Below are 22,764 nucleotides of genomic sequence, written 5' to 3'. Positions count from 1 at the left end.
TCATTGCCCCAGCTTGCGCGGCTGCCATTGCTTGATCACCAGCGTAACGTCGAGGTTGCTGCCGTGCAGCTTGATTCGCTCGGGCAGCCAGTAGCCGTTCTGCTGGGCATAGCTTAGGTATTCGATCTGCCAGTCATCCTGTTCCAGGTTGGACAGGCGGCTGTCGGCGTCGAGGACCAGGCGGCTCTTGCTGTCCGGTGCCGGCAGCCCGCGAACCCACCAGGTCAGGTGGGAAACCGGCAATTTCCAACCCAGTTGTTCTTCCAGCAACGCTTCGGGAGTGGGCGCTTCATAGCGACCCTGGTTGGCGACTTCCAGCGAGACCTGGCCCGGCCGGCCAGTCAATCGTGCCGCACCACGGCCCAATGGACCGGACAGGCGAATGTCGTAGTAGTCCTGGCGTTGCAACCAGAACAGCGTACCGCTGCCCGAGTCTTTTGGTGCGCGAATGCCGATCTTGCCATCGATCTGCCAACCGTCGAGGCCGATCAGTTGTTGTTTGTGTTCGCGCCACTGGGCCTGGTTGCCCTGGCCCTGGACGGATTCACGGGCGCCGAAGCCCGCGCAACCGGCGAGCAGGGCGATAAAGCTGAATACGATGAAGTGGCGCAAAAACATAATCTTAAAGGGTCTCTGATCCGGTCAGGCGTTTGATGGTGCTGCGCAAAACAGGGCTGTCGGGCTGGTCCTTGAGGAAGCGGCTCCAGATCTGCCGGGCCTCGCGCTGTTTACCGTTGGCCCACAAGACCTCGCCCAGGTGAGCGGCGACTTCCTGGTCGGGAAAGCGTTCCAGGGCTTGGCGCAACAAGCGTTCGGCTTCATCGAGGTTACCCAGGCGGAAATTCACCCAGCCGAGGCTATCGAGCACTGCCGGGTCTTCCGGATTGATCTGGTGGGCCTGTTCGATCAGCAGCTTGGCTTCGTCGTAGCGGGTGGTGCGATCCGACAGCGTGTAGCCCAAGGCATTGAGGGCCATGGCGTTGTCCGGGTCACGCTGGATGATCAGGCGCAGGTCTTTTTCCATCTGGGCCAGGTCATTGCGTTTTTCCGCCAGCATGGCGCGGGTGTACAACAGGTTCAGGTCGTCCGGGTACTGCTTCAAGGCTTGCTGCAGTACGTTCCAGGCTTTATCGCCCTGATTGTTGGCCGACAGGGTTTCGGCTTCGATCAGGTAGAGCTGGATTCCATAATCCGGCTGGGAGTCGCGCTGCACGGCGAGGCGACTCTGGGCCTCGGCCGTCTTGCCATTGCTCATCAGGATATCGGCCTGGCGTAACTGCGCCGGCAGATAATCGTTGCCCGGGCCAACCTGGGCATACTCGATCAGCGCGCTCTCGGGGTCGTTGCGCTCTTCAGCGATGCGACCCAGGTTCAGGTGGGCTGAGTCGACGTGGCTTTCCCGGGCGATCAGGTCTTCCAGATAACCCTTGGCCTCGTCCCAGGCCTTGGCTTCCAGGCAAACCAGCGCCAGGGAGTAACGCAACTCGTCGTCTTCAGGGTATTGCTGGACCAGGCTGGAGAACTCCACCTTGGCATCGTCCATGCGGTTGTTTTCCACCAGCATGCGGGCGTAGGTGAGGCGCAGGCGTTTGTCGTCCGGGTACTTCTTGATGCTTTTTTCCAGCAGCGGCAGCGCTTCGTCACCGCGGTTCAAACCTTGCAGCAAGCGCGCGCGCAGCAGGATCGGCGCCACTTCGCCGGCTTCCGGCGGGTTGTCTTCCAGCAAGGTCAAGGCACCTTGGGAATCGCCGTCCTGTTGCAGCAGCAGGGCCTTGCCGAAGATCAGTTGCCCGTTGTTCGGATGACGCTGCAACAGGCGGTCGAAGCTTTTCATCAGGCCGCTGCGGGTTTCCTGATCGGTATCGGCGGCGGACAGCGCCAGAAAATCGAAATGGGTGTCGCCCTTGCCCTGCAGGACTTTCTCCATGTACGCCATGGAGTCGTCGTAGCGCCCGGCGCGGGCCAGCTGGACGGCAGCGGCGCGTTGCGCCTCGAGGTCGTCCGGGGCATTTTTCGCCCAGATCAATGCCGTATCCAGTGCGGCCTGGTCGGCCCCCAGGTATTCGGCGATGCGAAACGCACGTTCCGAGATGCCCGGGTCCTGGGTGTTGATGGCCTGGGTCACGTAATTGTCCAGCGCAATGTCGAAACGATTGCGCTGGCCTGCCAGTTCGGCGCTCAACAGGCTGAAGATGGTTTCTTCGCTGAACGAGCCGTAGACCTTGGGCTTTTCGGGAGCCTGCGTGCTGTCTTCGACCGGCGGCGTACCGTCCGTCGACACGGGAGCCATGGACTGGCAGCCGCTGAGCAAGGCAAAGGCGAGGAGCAACGCGGAAGATCTATTCATATAGGAAGAGGACGACTAACCTGCGGTCGGATCATCATGACACAAGCCTTCGGTCAAACATAACCGCCCCGTCGATTTACGGCACAGGCCAAGGCGATAGAGATCGAGTGGTTGTTCTGAATCTGGCGAAGTAGGACAATTGCCGGCTTCACGTCACTATCAGCGACCTTGAATGGCCTTCCTTGCACTTGGTATTAACCATAAGACTGCGTCAGTAGACGTCCGCGAGCGCGTGGCCTTTACGCCTGAGCAGTTGGTTGAGGCCCTGCAGCAGCTCTGCCGACTCACCGACAGCCGCGAAGCAGCGATCCTCTCCACCTGCAATCGCAGCGAGCTTTATATAGAACAGGATCATGTTTCGGCCGATTCGGTGCTGCGCTGGCTGGCCGAATATCACAACCTGAGCCTTGAAGAGCTGCGCGCCAGTGCCTATGTGCATGAGGACGATGCGGCCGTTCGTCACATGATGCGTGTCGCCTCGGGGCTCGACTCGCTGGTGTTGGGCGAACCGCAGATCCTCGGTCAGATGAAATCGGCCTACGCCGTGGCGCGGGAGGCCGGTACCGTCGGCCCGCTGCTGGGGCGGCTGTTCCAGGCTACGTTCAACGCCGCCAAGCAGGTGCGCACCGACACCGCCATCGGCGAAAACCCGGTGTCCGTGGCGTTTGCCGCCGTCAGCCTGGCGAAACAGATTTTCAGCGATTTGCAGCGCAGCCAGGCGTTGCTGATCGGCGCTGGCGAGACCATCACCCTGGTCGCCCGTCATTTGCATGACCTGGGGGTCAAGCGCATCGTCGTCGCCAACCGGACCCTGGAGCGGGCCAGTACCCTGGCCGAGCAGTTTGGCGCCCACGCGGTGCTGCTCTCGGACATCCCGGCCGAGCTGGTGCACAGTGACATCGTCATCAGTTCCACCGCCAGCCAGTTGCCGATCCTGGGCAAGGGCGCGGTGGAAAGCGCCTTGAAGCTGCGCAAGCACAAACCGATTTTCATGGTAGACATCGCCGTCCCTCGGGACATCGAGCCGGAAGTCGGTGAACTGGACGACGTTTACCTCTACAGCGTCGACGATCTGCACGAAGTGGTTGCCGAGAACCTCAAGAGCCGACAAGGCGCGGCCCAGGCGGCCGAAGAGATGATCACTGTCGGCGCCGACGATTTCATGGTGCGCCTGCGCGAGCTGGCGGCAGTGGATGTGCTCAAGGCCTATCGGCAGCAGAGCGAACGCCTGCGCGATGAAGAGCTGCAAAAGGCCCAGCGCCTGCTGGCCAACGGTGGCAACGCCGAAGAGGTGCTGGTGCAACTGGCCCGCGGCCTGACCAACAAATTGCTTCACGCCCCCAGTGTCCAGCTCAAGAAGTTGACCGCCGAAGGCCGCCTCGACGCGCTGGCCATGGCCCAGGAACTCTTTGCCCTCGGTGAGGGTTCACCGGATAGCTTTTCGGATAAAAAACCGCAATGAAAGCGTCACTGCTCAATAAACTGGACATCCTCCAGGACCGTTTCGAAGAACTGACCGCCTTGCTGGGCGATGGCGAAGTCATTTCCGACCAGAACAAATTCCGCACCTATTCCAAGGAATACGCGGAAGTCGAGCCGATTGTCGCCACCTATAAACAGTTGCTCAAAGTGCAGGGCGACCTCGAGGGCGCGCAGGCGCTGCTCAAGGACAGCGACCCGGACATGCGCGAAATGGCGGTGGAGGAAGTCCGCGAAGCCAAGGAACAATTACTCGAGCTGGAAGGCAATCTGCAGCGCATGCTGTTGCCCAAGGACCCGAACGACGGGCGCAACGTGTTTCTCGAGATCCGTGCCGGTACTGGTGGCGACGAGGCAGCGATTTTCTCCGGCGACCTGTTCCGCATGTATTCGCGCTACGCCGAACGCCGTGGCTGGCGCGTGGAGATTCTTTCGGAGAACGAAGGCGAACACGGTGGCTATAAAGAAGTCATCGCCCGGGTCGAGGGTGACAACGTCTACGGCAAGCTGAAGTTCGAGTCCGGTGCCCACCGTGTGCAGCGTGTGCCAGCCACCGAATCCCAGGGGCGCATCCATACCTCGGCCTGCACCGTGGCGGTATTGCCCGAGCCGGACGAGCAGGAAGCCATCGAGATCAACCCGGCGGACCTGCGGGTCGATACCTATCGTTCCTCCGGCGCGGGTGGCCAGCACGTCAACAAGACCGACTCGGCGATCCGCATCACTCACTTGCCTTCGGGCATCGTGGTCGAGTGCCAGGAAGAACGTTCCCAGCACAAGAATCGGGCGCGGGCCATGGCCTGGCTGTCGGCCAAGCTCAACGACCAGCAGACCAGCGCCGCGGCCAATGCCATCGCCAGCGAACGCAAATTGCTGGTGGGTTCGGGTGATCGCTCCGAGCGGATCCGTACCTACAACTTCGCCCAGGGCCGGGTCACCGACCATCGTGTCAACCTGACCCTGTATTCCCTCGACGAGATTCTTGCCGGTGGTGTCGATGCGGTGATCGAGCCATTGCTGGCCGAATACCAGGCCGACCAGTTGGCTGCGATTGGCGAGTAAGCACAGGTGAATAAATGACCATCATCGCCAGTTTGTTACGCGCCGCCGAGCTGCCGGATTCGCCCACGCCGCGATTGGATGCCGAGTTGCTCCTGGCTGCTGCGCTGGGCAAGTCCCGCAGTTTCCTGCACACCTGGCCCGAGCGGATCGTGCCGAGCGAGGCGGCGTTGCTGTTCTCCGAGTACCTGCGCCGACGTCGTTCCGGCGAGCCGGTGGCCTACATCCTCGGGCAACAGGGCTTCTGGAAGCTCGACCTGGAAGTCGCGCCCCATACGCTGATCCCGCGTCCCGACACCGAGTTGCTGGTGGAAACCGCGCTGGCCTTGTTGCCGGCCACCCCGGTCCGGGTCCTGGACCTGGGCACCGGCAGCGGCGCGATTGCCCTGGCCTTGGCCAGCGAGCGCCCGGCCTGGAAGGTCACGGCGGTCGATCGGGTGCTGGAGGCTGTGGCCCTGGCCGAACGCAATCGCCAGCGCCTGGACCTGGGTAACGTCACGGTGTTGAGTAGTCACTGGTTCAGCGCCTTGGAGGAGGAGCGTTTTGCATTGATCATCAGCAATCCGCCTTATATCGCGGCCGCCGATCCGCATCTGGCCGAGGGCGATGTGCGTTTCGAACCGAGCAGTGCGTTGGTCGCAGGGCCGGACGGCCTGGATGACTTGCGCCAGATCATTGCCCAGGCCCCCGGTCACCTCGAACCGGGCGGTTGGTTGATGCTTGAGCACGGTTACGATCAGGCCGGCGCAGTACGTGATTTGCTGCAAGCCCAAGGCTTTGCTGAAGTTCACAGCCGCAAGGACCTGGGCGCTCATGAACGCATCAGCCTGGGGTGCCTGCCGTGCTGAACGATCAGGAGCTGTTGCGCTATAGCCGGCAGATTCTGTTGCAGCATGTCGACATCGATGGCCAATTGCGCCTCAAGCAAAGTCGCGCGTTGATCGTCGGTCTTGGTGGGCTCGGCGCACCGGTGGCGTTGTACCTGGCCGCCGCCGGCGTCGGCGAGTTGCATCTGGCGGATTTCGACACGGTCGACTTGACCAACCTGCAACGCCAGATCATTCACGACACCGACAGCATCGGCCTGAGCAAGGTCGATTCGGCGATGCGGCGCCTGGCGGTGATCAACCCCGAGATTCGACTGGTACCGCATCCGCTGGCCATGGATGAAGACAGCCTGGCCGCCGCGGTCGCGATGGTGGATGTGGTGCTGGACTGTTCCGACAATTTCTCGACCCGCGAAGCGGTGAACGCAGCGTGTGTCGCTGCGGGCAAACCGCTGGTCAGCGGTGCGGCGATTCGCCTGGAAGGACAGTTGTCGGTGTTCGATCCGCGCCGCCCCGAAAGCCCTTGCTACCACTGCCTCTACGGCCACGGCAGCGAGGCCGAATTGACCTGCAGCGAAGCCGGTGTGATCGGCCCGCTGGTGGGTTTGGTGGGCAGCCTGCAAGCCCTTGAAGCCTTGAAGTTGTTGGCCGGCTTTGGTGAGCCGCTGGTGGGGCGCCTGTTGTTGATCGATGCCCTGGGCACGCGTTTTCGCGAGTTGCGCGTCAAGCGCGACCCAGGTTGCAGCGTCTGCGGTGGTCAACATGAGTGAAGCGCCGATCGGTGTGCTTGACTCGGGGGTCGGCGGGCTTTCGGTGTTGGGGGAAATTCGCCAGCTGCTGCCCAATGAGTCGCTGTTGTACGTCGCTGACTGTGGGCATATTCCCTACGGCGAGAAAACCCCGGAATACATCCGACAGCGCTGCGCGATAATCGCTGACTTTCTCCTGGGGCAGGGCGCCAAGGCGCTGGTGGTGGCCTGCAATACCGCAACGGTCGCCGCCGTGGCCGATCTGCGCCGCGATTTCCCCCACTGGCCCATCGTCGGCATGGAGCCGGCGGTCAAGCCGGCCGCCGCCGCGACCCGTAGCGGTATCGTCGGTGTGCTGGCCACCACCGGTACCTTGCAAAGTGCCAAGTTCGCCGCGTTGCTCGACCGTTTTGCCACGGATGTGCGGGTCATCACCCAACCGTGCCCGGGGCTGGTGGAACTGATCGAAACCGGTGACCTGCACAGCTCGGCCTTGCATCAATTGCTGCAACATTATGTCGATCCCTTGCTGGCAGCCGGTTGCGACACGCTGATCCTGGGCTGTACGCACTATCCCTTTCTCAAACCGTTGCTCAAGCAAATGATTCCGGCACACATCAGCCTGATCGACACCGGGGCCGCCGTGGCACGGCAACTTCAGCGGCTGTTGGCCGAACGAGCGCTATTGGCCGAAGGGCCCGCCCGCGAAACGCAATTCTGGAGTAGCGCGGATCCGATACATTTAAGAAAAATCCTACCAGTCCTATGGCATTCGTCTGGCGATGTGCGAAGCTTTGATCTGTAAATAAAACGTGAAAATTGTGTAAAACGGGCTGAACTTCTGTTTTAGCGCAGATTTCTATAGCTTTGTCTGTTTGTAACAAAACTTACTAAGTCTGTTCAGAAAAGGATGTTTCTAATGAAGCGTTTATTCTGCTTTGCCGCGTTTGCGGCTGCATTGTTGGGGCACACCTACACCGCACAGGCGGCGGGTGTGGAATTTGGGGTCGGGCAAACCAGTGATTCGACCATGACCTATCGCTTGGGGATGCAGTTCGACTGGGACAAGAGTTGGTTGCAGAGCGACATGGGCCGCCTGACCGGTTACTGGAGCGGCGCCTACACCTATTGGGACGGGGACAAGACCTCCAGCAACCACAGCCTGTCGTTCTCGCCGGTCTTTGTGTATGAGTTTTCCGGTCAGAACGTGAAGCCCTACATCGAGGCGGGTGTAGGTGTTGCGTTGTTCGCCAATACCGAAGTGGAAGACAACAAGCTCGGGACGGCTTTCCAGTTCGAGGATCGCATCGGTTTCGGCCTGCGCTTCAATGGCGGACATGAAGTGGGTATTCGCGCCACTCACTATTCCAATGCTGGCATCAAGTCGACCAACGATGGCGTGGAAAGCTACGCGCTGCACTACACGATGCCGCTGTAACACCTCAAAAACCTTGGGAGCGAGCCTGCTCGCGATAGCGGTGGTCAGCCAATGTGATGTTGCCTGTTGCGCCGCTAGCGCGAGCAGGCTCGCTCCCACAAGAGATCAGGTCCGTCAGGTCAGCGCTTTAGCGATACGCCGTCGCAATCCCCAAGCGCTCTTCAATGCACTCCGGTGCCCCCATCTCGAATTCCCGGCAGATCAGCGGGCGTTTTTCGTAGATCGTGCACATCATGCTGTTGCGATCCAGGGCCGCGCACCAGCCGTCGTCAAGCCGCAGCATGACTTCCCCGCCCCAATCATCCGTGTCGATAAACCGTTTCGGAACGCCGGTGTCGGTGATCAGCATGACTTCCAGCTGGCAGCAGCATGCCGCGCACGTCGAGCATGTGACGGCCGGTGCGGTGATTTCATGGAGGGGGATGATTTTCATGGCGCGCAGTGTAAGGCAAGCGGACCGCTCAGGGTCGACCCTTGATCGGTGACCAGACACTTGCTTGGCAGGGGGCCACGTTTGTCTGCTCGGTTTCGGTCGATGACGGCAATGGCCAGAGCACTGTCATGGACGCGACGGGGAGCGCTATCTCATGGGGACGCTCGACCAACTGCGACAGTATGTGGTTCGCCGCCGTTTCAGCCGACCACTGGACCGGGGCCGGAAAGCTGTCGTCGACACTCGTCGACCGGCTGTCGAAACCAGGGTGGACCAATGTCACATCAATGTCGTTGGGGGCGAGGTTGAGGCGGGCCGATTCGAACAATTGACGCATCCCGTTGCCATCGTTCTTCGCTTGTGACGGTGGCAGGTAAGTTGCCGGGCTGACGATACCCGCCAGATGAGGCACGGCACCTGCCTGTAATAGTGATGAGGCTGTGTCGATGCAGAGACTGGCGGCTAGCAGATTGCTACGCACGATGTGTTCGATGATGGAGTGGGCAACGGGCTGGTCGCCGGCATATTCAGCAGTTCCGGCGTTGAGAATCACAGTATCCAGGGCACCCCACTGTTGGGTGATTCTCTCGCCGATCTCGCGCACGGTCTGGCTGTCGGTCAAATTGCCGGGCAGCGCCAGTACTTGCCCCGGATACCGTACCGAAAGGGCCTCACAGGATCGAGCCGAACGAGAACTCACGGCCAGGTGCGCACCGGTCTTGAGTATCGCTTCGGCCAACGCAGCGCCGATTCCGTTTCCTGCACCGGTCAGCCAATATCTCCGTGGCGGTCTTGGACCCATTCCATACTCCTTCGATCAAGCCCGGCTCTGATACTCCGCTTTCAGGAAGAGCCGCTGCTATGAGTCAGACTATATGCTAGCGGGTTGATAACACATCCTGCGGGGCGGCAATTTCATGTTCGCTCACCGCCCAGCTTTTCAATCGCAACATCCTGGCGCGCCGGCAAATTTCGGAACGCCTCCAATGCACGTACCCGGGACTGGCTCAAATTGACGATCGGGCGAGGGTAAGCCACCCCTTCGAACAATCCACCCTGGGTATTTGGGCTATGGACCTGTCGCCTGTCGAGATCGTTCAGTTCGGGTAACCAGCGCTTGATGAACAAGCCCTCGGGATCAAATTTCTCCGACTGGCTCAGCGGGTTGAATATCCGGAACCAGGGCGCTGAGTCGGTGCCGGTGGAGGCGCTCCATTGCCAACCGCCATTATTGGCGGCCAGGTCGCCGTCGATCAGGTGCTGCATAAAGAAACGCTCGCCTTCGCGCCAGTCGATCAACAGGTTCTTGGTAAGAAACATCGCCACCACCATCCGCAAGCGGTTGTGCATCCAGCCGGTTTCCAGCAGCTGACGCATGGCCGCATCAATAATGGGCAAGCCAGTTCGGGCCTGCTTCCAGGCCTCCAGTTCCGCGGGGGCCTTGCGCCAGGCCAACGCTTCGGTTTCCGGGCGAAACGCGCGATGGCGCGATACGCGTGGATAGCCCACGAGAATATGTTTATAGAACTCGCGCCAGAGCAATTCATTGATCCATGTCACAGTACCGGCACTTCCGCTCTCGAATTCGCCCTGATTGGCTTGCAGTGCAGCGTGCAGGCACTGGCGTGGTGAGACAACGCCGGCCACCAGGTAAGCCGAAAGCTGGCTGGTGCCCGGTTTGGCCGGAAAGTCCCGTGCGTTCTGGTAATCATCGAGGTGTTGCTCGGCAAAGCTGTCCAGACGCCGACGGGCTTCGTTTTCGCCAGCGGGCCAGAGGGCACGCAGCGCTTCATTGGGCTGCGCGAAGCCTTCGACCTGCGTCGGGATCGGATCGCTGTCGATGCCGGTGGGGGCTTGCCGGGCGGGCAGGGCGACCAGGCTCGGCAGCGAGAGGTGCAGGCGGCTATAACAAACCTTGCGGAACTGGCTGAACACCTGGAAATAATTCCCGGTCTTGGTCAATACGCTGCCAGGCTTGAACAGCAGTTGGTCGAGGTGGCGGTGAAACTCGATGCCCTGGCCGTATAAAACCCGGGCGACCTCGGCATCACGGTGGGTTTCGTTCAGGCCGTATTCTTCGTTGACGTGAACGGCGCTGATCTTCAATTCGCGGCACAGCGTAAGGAGCACTTCAGGCGCCTGATTCCAGCGCGGCGCGGGGCGGATCATCAGTGGGATGTTCAATGTGGCCAGGGCCGCGCCCAGCGATGCGAGATTGCGCAGCCAGAAATCAATCTTGCACGGTGCATCATCATGGGCACGCCATTGCTCTGGGCTCGGCAGGTATACCGCCACACATGGCCCACGCTGTGCGGCGGCCGCGAGAGCGGTGTTGTCGTGCAGGCGCAAGTCGCTGCGCAGCCAGATCAGTTGCATGCTGTTTACCCTTAAAGGAGTTTTTTGCGGCTCAGTTCTCGGTGAGCCGATAACGGATCCTCGGCCCAGGAGACGTCACTCATCGATAGGCCTGTGGATAACTGGCTGTGGTGGATTGCAGCAGCCGGCCCGGCAATGATGATCGGGCAATCGATCCCATTCAGTAGCTTCGGCAGTTGGGACAGGTTCAGCGCGTGACTGGAATACAGCAGCACGCCGCGAGCCTTGAGGTGCTCGACCGCCAAGGCCAGCTCGCCCGCCGGGATCGGCCCGTCGAATACCTCCACCGGGCAATCGGCGCTGCTGGCCAGCCAGGCGATGAGCCACAGGTGCGGTTCCTGGGGCAGTTGCGAATGGTTGACCAACAGCAACGGCGCGCCGCGTAACTGACGGTTGTTGTGGTAGATCCGGCTGCCGAATTTGCTGCGCAGCCAGGAGAACAGGAACACACGCTCCAGCTGTGCACCGAACTGCCCTTGCCAGCGCAATTGCAGCTCGGCCAACAAGGGCAACAGCAACTGCTCGCACACGGTCCACGGCGGATACAGCGCCATCGCCTGGTTGACCAGGTCATCAATCTGACGCTCGGCCAATTGCGTCACCGCCAGCACAAGGGCGTGGCGTTGACGCTGCCAGTCATTTTCCAGCGGTTCGGCAGGTGGCTGCGGTGCATCGAGCAAGGGCTTGATCTTGCTCACCGCCATCCCGCGATTGATCCAGGTGAGGATGCTCAGGATCCGCTGCACATGTTCGGCGTTGAACAACCGATGGCCCTTGGGCGTGCGGTGCGGGACGATCAAACCGTAACGGCGCTCCCAGGCCCGCAGCGTGACGGCGTTGACACCGGTTTGCCGGGCGACTTCGCGGATGGGCAGCCAGCCTTCTGCCAAGGCTTTGGCGAAGTCGGGTCCCAGGTCTTCGCTGGCACTGGAATCGGGTTGACGGTCCATCAGATAGCGTTACGCAAGCTGAGGTTCTCCGGATGCGGTTGCAGGTAGACCTGCTGCGCCAGGTAGGGATCGGGGTGCTGACGCAAGTGATGCTTGAGCAGGGTCAGCGGCACCACCAACGGTACGATGCCGAGGCGATACTGCCCGATGAGGTGCTGCACTTCCTGTTTGTCTTCGGCATCGATGGCGCTCTTGAGGTAACCGCTCAGGTGCTGCAGTACGTTGGTGTGCGTGCGGCGGGTGGCACATTTTTTCAAGGCGGCCATCAGTGCGCTGAAATAGTGGGGGCCCAGTTCATCGGGGTCGGCCTTGCCCATGTTGCCCAGTAAGTTACCCAGGGTTTTGTATTGCACCGGGTTGTGGGCCATCAGCAGATATTTGTAGCGCGAGTGAAATTCGATCAGGCCGCGTCGAGTCAGGCCCTGGCGGCGCAACGTCTGCCAGGCGGCATAGGCAAACACCCGGGTCAGGAAGTTCTCCCGCAGAACCGGATCGTTGAGGCGACCGTCTTCCTCCACCGGCAGGTCGGGATGGCGCTCGCAAAATGCCTGGGCATAAATACCGCGACCACCGCTGTCCTGGGGCATGCCCTTGTGGTCGTAGACTTTCACCCGCTCCAGTCCACAGGACGGCGATTTCTGCATGAAGATATAGCCGCAGATGTCACCCAGTTCGCCAGCCATCTGCTGTGCATAGTCGGCCAGTGGCTGAGTCACGTTAAGGTCGCGATTCACCGTGCCCACTGCTTCGGGGTGCTCGGGATCGCCCACCAGTCGGATCGGCTCCCGAGGGATGCCCAGGCCAATGGCGACTTCAGGGCAGACCGGCACAAAATCGAAGTAATCGATCAAGGTGCGACTGCACAGCTGGGATTGTTTATGCCCGCCGTTAAAGCGAACTTCATCACCCATCAGGCAAGCGCTGATGGCGATTTTCGGTTTGACGACGTTTTCATTGGGCATAGGAGGACCTCTGCTGGATCAATATTGTACAAGAAATGAATTTTGTACAATATTTTTATCATAGGTCCGAACCTGCACAAGTCAATCGCTTTCGTGCGGGGAAGCGCTTTGGTTTTTTTTTCACGGATGGGCTGCTGTCTTTTTCGACAGCAGCGGGTGATGCGGGTGATGCGATTTACTGCAGGCTGGCGTGCAGGCGCCGCGCGGCTTCCTGGCCACTGAGCCAGGCACCTTCGACTCGCCCGGACAGGCACCAGTCGCCGCAGACATACAAGCCCAGGTCGGCATCGGCCAGGGCGCCCCATTCATGGCTGCCCGCAGGGCGAGCATAGAGCCAGCGGTGGGCCACGCTGAAACTTGGGGCGGGCATTGCGCTATGCAGCAGTTCGGCGAAAGCACCGTGAAGCTGTTCGATCACCGCTTCCTTGGACAGGTCGATGTGCTGCCGACTCCACTCGCTGGTGGCGTGCAGCACCCAGGTGTCGAGTTTATTGTCGCGCCCCGGTTTGCTGCGGTTGCGGGCCAGCCAATCGAGCGGGCTGTCCTGTACGAAGCAGCCTTCCATGGGCGTATCCAGCGGTGTTTCGAAGGCCAGGGCAACCGCCCAGGTCGGGTCCATCTTCACCCCTGCGGCCACGCCGGCCAGCTTCGGTACGGCCGCCAGCAAGGCTGTGGCCTGAGGTGCAGGCGTGGCGATTACCACTTGGCCGAAGGGACCGTGGGTGAAACCTTCCGCGTCTTGCAGGTGCCAGTGTTCCTGGCCACGGTAGACCTCGGTGATTCGGCAAGAGAACTGCACTTGCAACTTGCCAAGCAGGGCGCGGGTGATGGCGCTCATGCGCGGGGTGCCGACCCAGCGAGTCTGCTCGTCCGGTGAAGGGCTCAGGTGCCCACCCTGGAAATTATAGAGTTGTGGGTTCCATTCCGCGGCCCAGCCGTTGGCTTGCCAGCGCTGGACCTCCATGACAAAACGGCGATCGCGGGCGGTGAAGTATTGTGCGCCCATGTCCAGGGCGCCGGCGTCGCTGCGTTTGCTCGACATACGTCCGCCGCTGCCATGGCTTTTATCGAAGAGTTGAACAGTGTGCCCGGCCTCCGTCAGGGCCTGGGCGGCTGAGAGTCCGGCGATGCCGGTGCCGATGATTGCGATAGGTACAGTCATGAGGGCCTCGTTTACCTTTCTGTACAGACTACGCCGTCGTTTAAACCTGTACAATTCGGGTTTTTGGTATAAGTTTTACCGTTCGCGTTTGGACAGGTTGTCCTATTGTTAAACACAGACCCTGTCCGATACGAAAAATCCCTGCTTATAAAAATAGACTAACGGGCCGATTAAAACGCGATGCGAGGAACATCTCATGCACATATTGCTGACCGGCGGTACTGGTTTGATCGGACGTCAGCTCTGCCGCCTCTGGTTGGAGCAGGGACATCGCTTGACGGTATGGAGTCGTCGACCCGAAGAGGTCGCAAAAATATGCGGTGCACAGGTGCGGGGAATTGCCCAGCTCGATGAGCTTGGCGAGCCGGTGGATGCGGTGGTCAACCTCGCTGGCGCGCCGATTGCCGACCGGCCCTGGAGCCACAAACGCAAGCTGTTGCTGTGGAGCAGCCGCATCACCCTCACGGAAATTTTGCTGGCGTGGATGGAGCGTTGCGAGCAGAAACCGCAGGTGTTGATTTCAGGTTCTGCGGTGGGGTGGTACGGCGACGGCGGCGAGCGTGAGTTGACCGAGGAGTCGGGGCCGGTCAGTGAGGATTTCGCTAGCCAGTTGTGCATCGCCTGGGAGGAAACCGCGCAACGGGCCGAGGCCATGGGCATACGTGTGGTATTGGTTCGCACCGGCCTGGTCCTGTCCGCCGAGGGCGGCTTTTTGTCGCGGCTGTTGCTGCCATTCAAACTGGCGCTGGGCGGGCGTATCGGCAATGGTCGGCAGTGGATGCCGTGGATTCACATTGACGATCAAATCGCCCTGATTGATTTTCTTCTGCACCGCTCCGATGCCAGCGGTCCTTATAATGCCTGCGCGCCGAATCCGGTGCGCAATCGCGATTTTGCCAAGGCCCTGGGGAAGGTGTTGCATCGGCCTGCCGTGGTGCCGATGCCGGAGCTGGCGCTGAAAGTTGTGCTGGGGGAATTGTCATTGCTGTTGCTGGGCGGCCAGCGGGCCATGCCGGCCCGATTGCAGGCTGCGGGTTTCACTTTTCGGTTTACTGATTTGCCTGCGGCCCTGGACGACTTGTCGGGCCGCCTTTGAAATAGGACGTTGCATGACCGATCACGCGTTGCTTCTGGTGAATCTGGGTTCGCCTGCTTCCACCTCGGTGGCCGATGTGCGCCGCTACCTCAATCAATTTCTGATGGACCCGTACGTCATAGACTTGCCATGGCCGGTGCGGCGCTTGCTGGTGTCGCTGATCCTGATCAAGCGTCCCGAGCAATCGGCCCACGCCTATGCCTCGATCTGGTGGGACGAGGGCTCGCCGCTGGTGGTGCTCAGCCGTCGGCTGCAACAGGCCATGACAGCTCAATGGACCCGAGGCCCGGTGGAACTGGCGATGCGTTATGGCGAGCCATCCATTGAAGCGGCGTTGGTGCGCCTGGCGAGCCAGGGGCACAAGAACATCACGTTGGCGCCGCTGTATCCGCAGTTCGCTGACAGCACCGTGACCACGGTGATCGAGGAAGCTCGGCGGGTGTTACGGGCCAGGAAGCTCAACGTGCAGCTCTCGATTCTCCAGCCGTTCTACGATCAGCCCGAATACCTCGACGCCTTGGTCGCCAGCGCCAAGCCGTACCTGATGCAGGATTACGATCATCTGCTGCTGAGTTTCCATGGCTTGCCGGAACGGCACCTGACTAAGCTCGATCCGACCGGTTTCCATTGCTTCAAGGATGCCGATTGCTGCAAGAACGCGCCGCCGGAGGTCATGGCAACGTGTTATCGAGCACAGTGCATTCGCACCGCCAACCTGTTCGCCCAGCGCATGGGGCTCAAGGATGGCCAGTGGTCGGTGTCGTTCCAGTCGAGACTGGGCCGCGCCAAGTGGATCGAACCCTACACCGAAGCGCGCCTGGACGAACTGGCCAAGAGTGGCGTAAAGAAAGTGCTGGTGATGTGCCCGGCGTTCGTGGCCGACTGCATCGAGACCTTGGAGGAAATCGGTGATCGCGGGCGCGAACAGTTCCGTGAAGCGGGCGGGGAGGAGTTGGTGCTCGTGCCGTGTCTCAATGACCAGCCGCAGTGGGCGAAGGCGTTGAGCACGCTATGTGAACGGGCGCCGATCGCTTTGTAAAATTCAAGGGCCCCATCGCGAGCAAGCTCGCTCCCACACAGGATCTGCTGTGTACACAAATTTTGTGACCAATCGAGATCCACTGTGGGAGCGAGCTTGCTCGCGATGGCTATCTGGCTGACAACAAAATATCCAGCTTGAGTCAGATCAGCGGCTCATCCGCCTGCTTCTGCTTCCAGCTGTCGTTGCCCGGCAGCAGCAGGTTCAGCGTAATCGCCACCACTGCGCACAGCGCGATGCCTTTGAGGCCGAAGTCGTCCGGGCCGGTACCGGTACCCACCAGCACGCCGCCGATGCCGAACACCAGCGTCACCGAAACGATCACCAGGTTGCGCGCTTCACCCAGGTCGATCTTGTGGCGGATCAGGGTGTTCATGCCCACTGCCGCGATCGAGCCAAACAACAGGCACAGGATCCCGCCCATCACCGGCACCGGGATGCTCTGCAGCAGCGCGCCGAACTTGCCGATGAACGCCAGGCTGATGGCGAAGATCGCCGCCCAGGTCATGATTTTCGGGTTGTAGTTCTTGGTCAGCATCACCGCCCCAGTCACCTCGGCGTAGGTGGTGTTAGGCGGGCCGCCGAACAGGCCGGCGGCGGTGGTGGCAATGCCGTCACCGAGCAGGGTGCGGTGCAGGCCGGGTTTCTTCAGGTAGTCACGACCGGTCACACTGCCCACGGCAATTACCCCGCCGATGTGCTCGATGGCTGGCGCCAGGGCCACCGGCACAATGAACAGGATTGCCTGCCAGTTGAATTCCGGTGCAGTGAAATTTGGCAGGGCGAACCACGGCGCGGCGGCGATCTTTGCGGTGTCTACGACACCGAAGAAAAACGCCATGGCAAAACCCACCAGCACGCCGGAAATGATCGGCACCAGGCGGAAAATACCTTTGCCGAACACCGCGACGATCAGGGTCGTGAGCAGGGCAGGCATCGAGATCAGCATCGCGGTCTGATAATGAATCAGCTCGGTACCGTCGCCGGCCTTGCCCATCGCCATGTTGGCGGCAATCGGTGCCATTGCCAGGCCGATGGAGATGATCACCGGGCCGATGACCACCGGCGGCAGCAACCGGTCGATGAACCCGGTGCCCTTGATCTTCACCGCCAGGCCCAGAAACGTATAGACGAAACCGGCCGCCATCACACCGCCCATGGTCGCCGCCAGGCCGAACTGGCCCTTGGCGAGAATGATCGGGGTAATGAACGCAAAGCTCGATGCCAGGAATACCGGCACCTGGCGCCCGGTGACGATCTGGAACAGGATCGTCCCCAGGCCGGCGGTGAACAGCGCCACGTTCGGGTCCAACCCGGTGATCAGCGGCATCAGGACCAGCGCGCCGAAGGCGACGAACAGCATCTGGGCGCCGGACAGCACCTGGCGCCAGAGCGGATCGTTGAACTCGTCCTGCATGCTCAAGCGTCCTTCTGCTTGGTGCCGAAGATCTTGTCGCCGGCATCGCCCAGGCCCGGGATGATGTAGCCATGCTCGTTGAGTTTCTGGTCGATGGACGCGGTGTAGATGGTCACATCGGGGTGGGCGTCCTGCACGGCCTTGATGCCTTCGGGGGCGGCGACCAGCACCATGGCGCGGATGTCCCGGCAGCCGGCTTTCTTCAACAGGTCGATAGTGGCAACCATGGAACTGCCGGTGGCGAGCATCGGGTCGATGATCATGGCCAGGCGCTCGTCGATTTCCGGTACCAGTTTTTCCAGGTAGGTGTGAGCCTGCAGGGTCTGCTCGTTGCGCGCCACGCCCACGGCGCTGACCTTGGCCCCGGGGATCAGACTCAGCACGCCTTCGAGCATGCCGATGCCGGCGCGCAGGATCGGCACTACGGTGATCTTCTTGCCAGCGATTTTCTCAACCTGGACCGTACCGGCCCAACCGTCGATCTCGTAGGACTCCAGCGGCAGGTCCTTGGTGGCTTCGTAGGTGAGCAGGGCACCGACTTCCTGGGCGAGCTCGCGGAAGTTCTTCGTGCTAATGTCGGCGCGGCGCATCAGGCCGAGTTTGTGTCTGATCAGCGGATGGCGGATCTCGAGGATGGGCATGGGGGAAGGCTCCGGCGGCGGGCAAAAAAACCGGCCTAGATTAATCTATCCGAGGGTGTTGTCCTATAGACAATACAGAACGTTAGTCCACAAACGCTTGATCTGGCCTCGCTTGATGCGTACCTTTGCCCGTTTTTCCGATCCGCCACCCCTGGAGAGCGCCATGTCCGCTGATCTCGAGCATATCCGTCAAATCATGCGAGAGGCTGACTGCCTGTACACCGAAGCCGAAGTCGAAGCGGCCATTGCCCGTGTCGGTGCACAAATCAATGATCAACTGGCCGATGCCAACCCGGTGGTGTTTTGCGTCATGAACGGCGGGCTGATTTTCTCCGGCAAATTGCTGACCTATCTGAACTTCCCGCTGGAAGCCTCCTACCTGCACGCCACCCGTTATCGCAACGAAACCAGCGGCGGCGACCTGTTCTGGAAAGCCAAGCCGGAAGTCTCGTTCATCGACCGCGACGTGCTGATCATCGACGACATCCTCGATGAAGGTCACACCCTGGGCGCCATCATCGACTTCTGCAAACACGCCGGCGCTCGTGCCGTGCACACCGCCGTGCTGATCGACAAGGACCACGACCGCAAGGCCCGTCCTGACCTGAAAGCCGACTTCGTTGGCCTGCCGTGCATTGACCGCTACATCTTTGGCTACGGCATGGACTACAAAGGTTACTGGCGCAACGCCAATGGCATTTTTGCCGTCAAGGGGATGTAATCGATGAGTCGGCCGGGCTTTCTGGATCAGGCGCTGTTCGCTGAATTGGCCGGCAAAGCTGCGGCTAATCCACGCGGGCGCCAGCATCACAATTTTCATCAGATGGACGAGCCGTGCCATCGCATGGTGGTTGGCTTGCAACCCTCCACCTACATCCCGCCCCATCGCCATTTGAGCGCTGACAAGGCTGAAACCTTGCTGGTGCTCAAGGGCCGGCTCGGTGTGTTGATCTTTGATGACACCGGTGCCGTGCAGGACAAGCGCGTCTTGCACGCCGGCGGCGATTGCCTCGGTGTCGACCTGCCGGCCGGTGTGTATCACGGCCTGGTGGTGCTGGAGGCCGACAGTCTGATGTTCGAATGCAAGGCCGGCCCTTACCGGCCCGTGGGTGAGGGTGAACTGGCCCACTGGGCGCCCCGTGAAGGCGAGGCCGGTGTGGCCGAGTACCAAGCCTGGATGCGTGCGCAGTTCGATTGACCTGTGGCGAGGGGGTTCATCTACCTTCTTAAGTGAACAGCATTGCCTCAATGAGCGGCGCTGCTAGCGGCCAGCCACTGCTCGCTTTTGATCCGCGCCTGCTCCAGGGTTTGCACATACGCCAATTGGCGCTGCTCGCGATGAATGCCGGCGCGGCGCAATTTCAGGCGCACCCGTGGCGCGGTCGCCACCAGGATCAGGCCGATGCCCTGCTTGCGATAGTCCTTCAGGATATTTTCAAAAGCGGCCAGCGCGGTCATGTCCAGCATCGGCACGGCGCTCATTTCCACCACCACCACCCGCACCCCCGGATCGAACTTGCGCAGCACATCGAGGGCTTTTTCTGCCGCGCCGAAGAACAGCGGCCCGCGAATTCCGTAGCAGCGCACATGCTCGGGCATGTCCAGCAAGGCTTGATGGAAGTGCCGGGGCAGTTCAGCGCTATCCGTCAGCTCGCTCATGCGCTTGATGAACAGCCCGGCGGCCAGCAGCAGGCCGACGGCAACCGCCATGACCATGTCGAACAAGACGGTCAGGCTCAGGCAGGTCAGCAGCACCAGTACATCGCTGCGCGGGGCGATGCGCAAGGTATGCAGCACGTGTCCGGCTTCGCTCATGTTCCAGGCCACTATCACCAGTAGCGCCGCCAGGGCAGCCATCGGCAGGTAGCTGAACAATGGCGCCAGCAGCACCATCGCCAGCAGCACCACCAGGCTATGAATGATTGCGGCCATCGGTGAGGAGGCGCCACTGCGCACATTGGTCGCGCTGCGGGCAATGGCGGCGGTGGCGGTGATGCCGCCAAACAGCGGCGCCACCAGGTTACCCAGGCCCTGGCCGATCAGCTCGGCGTTGGGGTCGTGCTTGCTGCCGGTCATGCCGTCCGCCACCACGGCGCACAACAACGACTCGATGGCGCCGAGCATGGCTATGGCGAAGGCCGGACCCAGCAGTTGGCGGATCAGGTCGTAGGAAAGCGCCAGGGAATGGCCCTGGCTGTCTGGCAGATTCCATGGCCAGTCAAAACTCGGTAAAAACGGCGGAATGCCAGGGTAGCTGATGCCATCGACCACGTAGCTGAAACGCTCGCCCAATGTCGCAACCGGCCATCCGCTGCGTTCCAGCGCCAGCCCCAGTAGCGCTCCGACCAGCAAGGCCACCAGATGCCCGGGAACCCGGGGCACCCAGCGTGGCCAGGCAATCAGCACGGCCAGGCAGGCGACGCCGATAATGCCATCGCCGAGTCGGGCACTGGGCAGCGCCACGATCAGTTCGCCCAACTGTTCGATGTAGTGCTTGGCTTGCCCGACGGTGGTCAGCCCCAGCAGATCCTTCAGTTGCAAGGTGGCGATGACCACGCCGATCCCGGCGGTAAAACCGAGGATCACCGGATAGGGGATGTATTGGATCAGCCGTCCGGCGCGCATCAATCCCAAGGCGATCAGGATCAGGCCAGCGAGCATGGTGCACAACAACAGGCCGCCGAGGCCGTATTGTTGGGTAATGGGCAGCAGGATCACCACGAACGCCGCTGTCGGCCCGCTGACGTTGAAGCGCGAGCCGCCGGTGAGAGCGATCAAGGGCGCGGCCACCAACACCGTGTACAAGCCGTGTTGCGGCGGGACACCGACGGCAATTGCCAGGGCCATGGCCAGTGGGATGGCGATAATGCCGACGGTCAGGCCGGCCACGAGATCGCCACGCAGACGCTCAAGGGTGTAACCGGCGCGCCAGGCCTGGCGCCAAGCGGCGAATAACGGTGGGGCGGAGAAAGACATGGGCACTCCACGAAATTAATGGGGCAAAAACCGAATTCCCTGCAAACACCCAACCTGTGGCGAGGGGATTTATCCCCGTCGGGCTGCGTAGCGGCCCCATCGGGTTGGGGTGGCCTGTCTGATTCACCGAGTATCCGGTTCAGGTCTGCTTCACAGCCCAGCGGGGATAAATCCCCTCGCCACAAGAGGCATCACATGATGCGAGAGCTGATGGCTCTTTGAGTATGCCGTGCTCGTCGTGTGTAAGTATTGACCTGGGTCGTTATTTTTACTGCGCAGGCTCATGCTAGAGTGCCAGGCCAAGACCCTGGAGCCTGTCATGAGTGTATCGATCCGCCGTTGTGCCGCGTTGCTGCTGATCTCCAGCCTGCCCTTGGCAGCCGTTGCCGCGCCGATGCACAGCCAGTTTCTGCCGGCCGATGACCTGCTGTTGCGCCAGGAGCCACCGCAACAGCAACAATTGCTGCGAGTGACCGAATACTCGGTGGTGCTGGGCAATCAACGCCAGTCCAACCAGCAACCGATCCCCGTCACTTCCCCGCTGCTGGTGCGCCTCAAGGGCCAGCCCATGAACAAAGGCGCCACCATCAGCCAGGTGATCCTTAACTTCGACGGTGAGAGCAAAAGCCTGAAGAAACCGGTTTTCGACGAAGCGAGCAAGACCCTGACCCTGTCTTATCCACAGGCGCAGTACCGGGTGGTCATCGACCTACTGCGCAACGACACGGTATACGTGCAGTTTCTCAGCTACGCCAACGGCCATATCTGGGCCGACCTGCACACCGGTGCCGAACGCTCGCGTTGAGCCCCGGGGCCTGCCGGGGGTAAACTGCCCGCCCCGTGAACTGTGCGAGCTGGAGCCGGCAATGCGTAAAGACAAGAAACAAGTGATTGGTGACGAGATTGGCGATGAACAGATCAAGCTGTTTCTCAATTTCGAGCCGGTCGATGCCACTTCGCCGTCGCTGCACAAACTGATCAAGGCCTACCGCGGCCTGCGGGTCGACGATTTCGAGCGGTTCCTGACGTTCTTCGTCGAAGCCGGTTACGACCTCGATGGCAAGGATGAGCACGGCAACGATTTCGTGGCGCTGATCCAGGACCAGCGTAATGCCGAGGAATATATTGAGTTGATCAATAAGGCGCGCGGCTGAGCGCGTTAGAGTCCATGTCAGCGCCCTTCGGGGCGCTTGAACGTTCTTGTTAAGTATCCCCATGACTTGTTCAAGGAAGTCCGAAAGGTTATGTCACCATTCGGGCTGTTCTGTTTTATTCGGGTTTCCATTACTTTTGCGTTGAAACCAAGTGGTTTCAGTTCAATCGTTTAAATGGAGTTGTGTTCATCATGGAAGATAAAAATACATATATCGTCGGCGCGTTATTGGCTCTGATCGGCTGTTTGGCAAGTTCGGTTTCCAGTGCGTTCGATGAGGTCGTCAATGTGGAAATATTCAACGCGACATCAGCAGTCATTGTCCCGGGCAGCGACTTCACGTGGTCTCAAGCCCCGGAAAATGCAGGCCACGGCTTTTTTGTAGGCCCCGGTGAGAGCCAGGAACTAACCTATTATCTGCCCCAATCGCGCGCCGAGCGGGAGTCATTTACCTACACTCAAGGAAGCCGCGCCTGTCATTTCAGTTTCGGGCATATCGCTAAAGCGCCGGTGAGTGATGAGCAGACAATGCCCTATCGTCGCTGGGCTGAAGCGAAGCCGGCAGGTTCCTGTGTCGCAGAGTTGTTGGAAGTTGAAGATAACGATGATTATGTTCGTCATGGCGGAACACGCGTCAAGTTCAGCATGAAATAACAGTGT

At 60.7% G+C, this 22,764-nt stretch carries 24 protein-coding genes; 13 read left to right on the top strand and 11 right to left on the bottom strand.

Features of this window, described 5'->3' with window-relative positions:
* Window positions 1-618 (bottom strand): lipoprotein insertase outer membrane protein LolB, encoded by a 618-nt coding sequence (gene lolB / locus J9870_RS24440; RefSeq protein WP_210640861.1) that lies wholly within the window; start codon window positions 616-618, stop codon window positions 1-3.
* A gap of 4 nt (window positions 619-622) precedes the next feature.
* Window positions 623-2,347, bottom strand: coding sequence for a tetratricopeptide repeat protein (locus J9870_RS24435; protein ID WP_210640858.1), 1,725 nt, complete (start codon window positions 2,345-2,347; stop codon window positions 623-625).
* A 172-nt stretch (window positions 2,348-2,519) separates the two neighbouring features.
* Between J9870_RS24435 and hemA the strand changes: the two genes are divergently transcribed.
* The 6 genes from hemA (at window position 2,520) to J9870_RS24405 (ending at window position 7,899) form a co-directional block, all read left to right on the top strand.
* Entirely contained in the window at window positions 2,520-3,809 is a 1,290-nt protein-coding gene (hemA, locus tag J9870_RS24430) for a glutamyl-tRNA reductase (RefSeq protein WP_135847144.1), read from the top strand.
* Window positions 3,806-4,888, top strand: coding sequence for a peptide chain release factor 1 (gene prfA / locus J9870_RS24425; protein WP_210640856.1), 1,083 nt, complete (start codon window positions 3,806-3,808; stop codon window positions 4,886-4,888). Before hemA ends, prfA begins: the two co-directional genes overlap by 4 nt.
* A 14-nt stretch (window positions 4,889-4,902) precedes the next feature.
* Window positions 4,903-5,733, top strand: a complete 831-nt coding sequence (gene prmC / locus J9870_RS24420; protein WP_210640854.1) for a peptide chain release factor N(5)-glutamine methyltransferase — start codon at window positions 4,903-4,905, stop codon at window positions 5,731-5,733.
* Window positions 5,727-6,482 carry a molybdopterin-synthase adenylyltransferase MoeB gene (locus J9870_RS24415; protein WP_210640852.1) on the top strand — a complete coding sequence of 252 codons (756 nt, stop codon included), beginning with the start codon at window positions 5,727-5,729 and terminating at the stop codon, window positions 6,480-6,482. The genes prmC and J9870_RS24415 overlap by 7 nt, the downstream gene beginning before the upstream one ends.
* The gene (gene murI / locus J9870_RS24410) at window positions 6,475-7,266 is read left to right on the top strand and encodes a glutamate racemase (RefSeq protein ID WP_210640850.1); all 792 of its coding nucleotides are present in this window, start codon (window positions 6,475-6,477) and stop codon (window positions 7,264-7,266) included. Before J9870_RS24415 ends, murI begins: the two co-directional genes overlap by 8 nt.
* A gap of 114 nt (window positions 7,267-7,380) precedes the next feature.
* Window positions 7,381-7,899 (top strand): acyloxyacyl hydrolase, encoded by a 519-nt coding sequence (locus tag J9870_RS24405; protein WP_210640848.1) that lies wholly within the window; start codon window positions 7,381-7,383, stop codon window positions 7,897-7,899.
* Window positions 7,900-8,026: 127 nt separating this feature from the next.
* Here J9870_RS24405 and J9870_RS24400 read toward each other — a convergent pair whose 3' ends face one another.
* The 6 genes from J9870_RS24400 to J9870_RS24375 all read right to left on the bottom strand — a co-directional run bounded on the left by J9870_RS24400 (window position 8,027) and on the right by J9870_RS24375 (window position 13,782).
* A complete protein-coding gene (locus tag J9870_RS24400; RefSeq protein ID WP_210640846.1) occupies window positions 8,027-8,332 on the bottom strand; it encodes a YkgJ family cysteine cluster protein in 306 nt (101 codons plus the stop codon).
* Window positions 8,333-8,360: 28 nt separating this feature from the next.
* Entirely contained in the window at window positions 8,361-9,134 is a 774-nt protein-coding gene (locus J9870_RS24395) for an SDR family oxidoreductase (RefSeq protein WP_210640844.1), read from the bottom strand.
* Window positions 9,135-9,247: 113 nt separating this feature from the next.
* Window positions 9,248-10,708: a deoxyribodipyrimidine photo-lyase gene (gene phrB / locus J9870_RS24390; RefSeq protein WP_210640843.1), complete on the bottom strand. Its 1,461-nt coding sequence runs from the start codon at window positions 10,706-10,708 to the stop codon at window positions 9,248-9,250.
* 11 nt (window positions 10,709-10,719) lie between these two features.
* Entirely contained in the window at window positions 10,720-11,658 is a 939-nt protein-coding gene (locus tag J9870_RS24385; RefSeq protein ID WP_210640841.1) for a MerR family transcriptional regulator, read from the bottom strand.
* Window positions 11,658-12,620, bottom strand: coding sequence for a DUF523 and DUF1722 domain-containing protein (locus J9870_RS24380; RefSeq protein ID WP_210640839.1), 963 nt, complete (start codon window positions 12,618-12,620; stop codon window positions 11,658-11,660). The genes J9870_RS24385 and J9870_RS24380 overlap by 1 nt, the downstream gene beginning before the upstream one ends.
* Before the next feature lie 175 nt (window positions 12,621-12,795).
* A complete protein-coding gene (locus tag J9870_RS24375; RefSeq protein WP_210640837.1) occupies window positions 12,796-13,782 on the bottom strand; it encodes an NAD(P)/FAD-dependent oxidoreductase in 987 nt (328 codons plus the stop codon).
* A 196-nt stretch (window positions 13,783-13,978) separates the two neighbouring features.
* Here J9870_RS24375 and J9870_RS24370 point away from each other — a divergent pair, with 196 nt between their 5' ends.
* Together J9870_RS24370 and hemH are read left to right on the top strand one after the other, a co-directional pair.
* The gene (locus J9870_RS24370) at window positions 13,979-14,878 is read left to right on the top strand and encodes a TIGR01777 family oxidoreductase (RefSeq protein ID WP_210640835.1); all 900 of its coding nucleotides are present in this window, start codon (window positions 13,979-13,981) and stop codon (window positions 14,876-14,878) included.
* A 13-nt stretch (window positions 14,879-14,891) separates the two neighbouring features.
* Window positions 14,892-15,917: a ferrochelatase gene (gene hemH / locus J9870_RS24365; protein WP_210640833.1), complete on the top strand. Its 1,026-nt coding sequence runs from the start codon at window positions 14,892-14,894 to the stop codon at window positions 15,915-15,917.
* A gap of 142 nt (window positions 15,918-16,059) precedes the next feature.
* On the opposite strand, the gene J9870_RS24360 is transcribed toward hemH, so the two are convergent.
* Both J9870_RS24360 and upp read right to left on the bottom strand, forming a co-directional pair.
* A complete protein-coding gene (locus tag J9870_RS24360; protein WP_210640831.1) occupies window positions 16,060-17,334 on the bottom strand; it encodes a uracil-xanthine permease family protein in 1,275 nt (424 codons plus the stop codon).
* Window positions 17,335-17,336: 2 nt separating this feature from the next.
* A complete protein-coding gene (upp, locus tag J9870_RS24355; protein ID WP_003185330.1) occupies window positions 17,337-17,975 on the bottom strand; it encodes a uracil phosphoribosyltransferase in 639 nt (212 codons plus the stop codon).
* 163 nt (window positions 17,976-18,138) lie between these two features.
* Here upp and J9870_RS24350 point away from each other — a divergent pair, with 163 nt between their 5' ends.
* Window positions 18,139-18,696, top strand: coding sequence for a hypoxanthine-guanine phosphoribosyltransferase (locus J9870_RS24350; RefSeq protein ID WP_003205500.1), 558 nt, complete (start codon window positions 18,139-18,141; stop codon window positions 18,694-18,696).
* A gap of 3 nt (window positions 18,697-18,699) precedes the next feature.
* Window positions 18,700-19,173 (top strand): WbuC family cupin fold metalloprotein, encoded by a 474-nt coding sequence (locus tag J9870_RS24345; RefSeq protein WP_210640829.1) that lies wholly within the window; start codon window positions 18,700-18,702, stop codon window positions 19,171-19,173.
* A 47-nt stretch (window positions 19,174-19,220) separates the two neighbouring features.
* On the opposite strand, the gene dauA is transcribed toward J9870_RS24345, so the two are convergent.
* Window positions 19,221-20,951, bottom strand: a complete 1,731-nt coding sequence (gene dauA, locus J9870_RS24340; RefSeq protein WP_210640827.1) for a C4-dicarboxylic acid transporter DauA — start codon at window positions 20,949-20,951, stop codon at window positions 19,221-19,223.
* A gap of 319 nt (window positions 20,952-21,270) precedes the next feature.
* On the opposite strand from dauA, the gene J9870_RS24335 reads away from it, so the two are divergent.
* The 3 genes from J9870_RS24335 to J9870_RS24325 all read left to right on the top strand — a co-directional run bounded on the left by J9870_RS24335 (window position 21,271) and on the right by J9870_RS24325 (window position 22,758).
* Entirely contained in the window at window positions 21,271-21,756 is a 486-nt protein-coding gene (locus J9870_RS24335; protein WP_210640825.1) for a hypothetical protein, read from the top strand.
* A 61-nt stretch (window positions 21,757-21,817) separates the two neighbouring features.
* The gene (locus J9870_RS24330; protein WP_210640823.1) at window positions 21,818-22,105 is read left to right on the top strand and encodes a PA4642 family protein; all 288 of its coding nucleotides are present in this window, start codon (window positions 21,818-21,820) and stop codon (window positions 22,103-22,105) included.
* Window positions 22,106-22,296: 191 nt separating this feature from the next.
* The gene (locus J9870_RS24325; RefSeq protein WP_210640821.1) at window positions 22,297-22,758 is read left to right on the top strand and encodes a hypothetical protein; all 462 of its coding nucleotides are present in this window, start codon (window positions 22,297-22,299) and stop codon (window positions 22,756-22,758) included.
* The last annotated feature ends 6 nt before the right edge of the window (window positions 22,759-22,764 follow it).

Origin of the sequence: Pseudomonas sp. Tri1 (assembly GCF_017968885.1) — a bacterium.
Classification (GTDB): domain Bacteria; phylum Pseudomonadota; class Gammaproteobacteria; order Pseudomonadales; family Pseudomonadaceae; genus Aquipseudomonas.
Note: the sequence above shows the minus strand (reverse complement) of the source record. Positions and strands in the feature narration are given on the sequence as shown.

Coding starts and splice junctions, on each gene's coding strand:
- prmC (WP_210640854.1), top strand. CDS start 4,903: ATGACCATCATCGCCAGTTTGTTACGCGCCGCCGAGCTGCCGGATTCG.
- J9870_RS24375 (WP_210640837.1), bottom strand. CDS start 13,782: ATGACTGTACCTATCGCAATCATCGGCACCGGCATCGCCGGACTCTCA.
- J9870_RS24325 (WP_210640821.1), top strand. CDS start 22,297: ATGGAAGATAAAAATACATATATCGTCGGCGCGTTATTGGCTCTGATC.
- J9870_RS24370 (WP_210640835.1), top strand. CDS start 13,979: ATGCACATATTGCTGACCGGCGGTACTGGTTTGATCGGACGTCAGCTC.
- J9870_RS24435 (WP_210640858.1), bottom strand. CDS start 2,347: ATGAATAGATCTTCCGCGTTGCTCCTCGCCTTTGCCTTGCTCAGCGGC.
- J9870_RS24335 (WP_210640825.1), top strand. CDS start 21,271: ATGAGTGTATCGATCCGCCGTTGTGCCGCGTTGCTGCTGATCTCCAGC.
- J9870_RS24360 (WP_210640831.1), bottom strand. CDS start 17,334: ATGCAGGACGAGTTCAACGATCCGCTCTGGCGCCAGGTGCTGTCCGGC.
- murI (WP_210640850.1), top strand. CDS start 6,475: ATGAGTGAAGCGCCGATCGGTGTGCTTGACTCGGGGGTCGGCGGGCTT.
- hemA (WP_135847144.1), top strand. CDS start 2,520: ATGGCCTTCCTTGCACTTGGTATTAACCATAAGACTGCGTCAGTAGAC.
- dauA (WP_210640827.1), bottom strand. CDS start 20,951: ATGTCTTTCTCCGCCCCACCGTTATTCGCCGCTTGGCGCCAGGCCTGG.
- J9870_RS24345 (WP_210640829.1), top strand. CDS start 18,700: ATGAGTCGGCCGGGCTTTCTGGATCAGGCGCTGTTCGCTGAATTGGCC.
- J9870_RS24380 (WP_210640839.1), bottom strand. CDS start 12,620: ATGCCCAATGAAAACGTCGTCAAACCGAAAATCGCCATCAGCGCTTGC.
- upp (WP_003185330.1), bottom strand. CDS start 17,975: ATGCCCATCCTCGAGATCCGCCATCCGCTGATCAGACACAAACTCGGC.
- prfA (WP_210640856.1), top strand. CDS start 3,806: ATGAAAGCGTCACTGCTCAATAAACTGGACATCCTCCAGGACCGTTTC.
- lolB (WP_210640861.1), bottom strand. CDS start 618: ATGTTTTTGCGCCACTTCATCGTATTCAGCTTTATCGCCCTGCTCGCC.
- J9870_RS24385 (WP_210640841.1), bottom strand. CDS start 11,658: ATGGACCGTCAACCCGATTCCAGTGCCAGCGAAGACCTGGGACCCGAC.
- hemH (WP_210640833.1), top strand. CDS start 14,892: ATGACCGATCACGCGTTGCTTCTGGTGAATCTGGGTTCGCCTGCTTCC.
- J9870_RS24400 (WP_210640846.1), bottom strand. CDS start 8,332: ATGAAAATCATCCCCCTCCATGAAATCACCGCACCGGCCGTCACATGC.
- J9870_RS24350 (WP_003205500.1), top strand. CDS start 18,139: ATGTCCGCTGATCTCGAGCATATCCGTCAAATCATGCGAGAGGCTGAC.
- J9870_RS24405 (WP_210640848.1), top strand. CDS start 7,381: ATGAAGCGTTTATTCTGCTTTGCCGCGTTTGCGGCTGCATTGTTGGGG.
- J9870_RS24330 (WP_210640823.1), top strand. CDS start 21,818: ATGCGTAAAGACAAGAAACAAGTGATTGGTGACGAGATTGGCGATGAA.
- J9870_RS24395 (WP_210640844.1), bottom strand. CDS start 9,134: ATGGGTCCAAGACCGCCACGGAGATATTGGCTGACCGGTGCAGGAAAC.
- phrB (WP_210640843.1), bottom strand. CDS start 10,708: ATGCAACTGATCTGGCTGCGCAGCGACTTGCGCCTGCACGACAACACC.